The following is a 350-nucleotide window of genomic DNA, read 5'->3' on the forward strand; positions in this document are numbered from 1 at the left end:
AAATGGTTGAAACAAGGTGGAGCTACTGTATATACTGGAAAAGTAGATAAATCTAATAACTATTTAGTAGAGCAATGTCAAATAGCCAATAAGCAAAATGTAGACTTAGCAGTACAAATCCATTTCAACGCAAATAAAACAACTCTAAATCCTATGGGTACAGAGACAATATACAAAACTAACAATGGTAAGGTGCATGCTGAAAGAGTCAACAAAAAACTATCAACAATATTTAAAAATAGAGGTGCGAAATCAGATGTTAGGGGTCTTTATTGGCTTAAGCATACGAAAGCTCCAGCAATATTAATAGAAGTGTGCTTCGTAGATAGTAAAGCAGATACAGATTATTA

At 32.9% G+C, this 350-nt stretch carries 1 protein-coding gene; it reads left to right on the plus strand.

All coding sequences use genetic code 11. From position 1 onward, the window contains the following. Positions 1 to 350 (plus strand): N-acetylmuramoyl-L-alanine amidase (locus tag KGF39_RS19595; RefSeq protein ID WP_227823592.1); only part of this gene is annotated, 350 nt, incomplete at both ends.

Origin of the sequence: Clostridioides sp. ZZV14-6345 (assembly GCF_020657775.1) — a bacterium.
Classification (GTDB): Bacteria; Bacillota; Clostridia; order Peptostreptococcales; family Peptostreptococcaceae; genus Clostridioides; species Clostridioides difficile_D.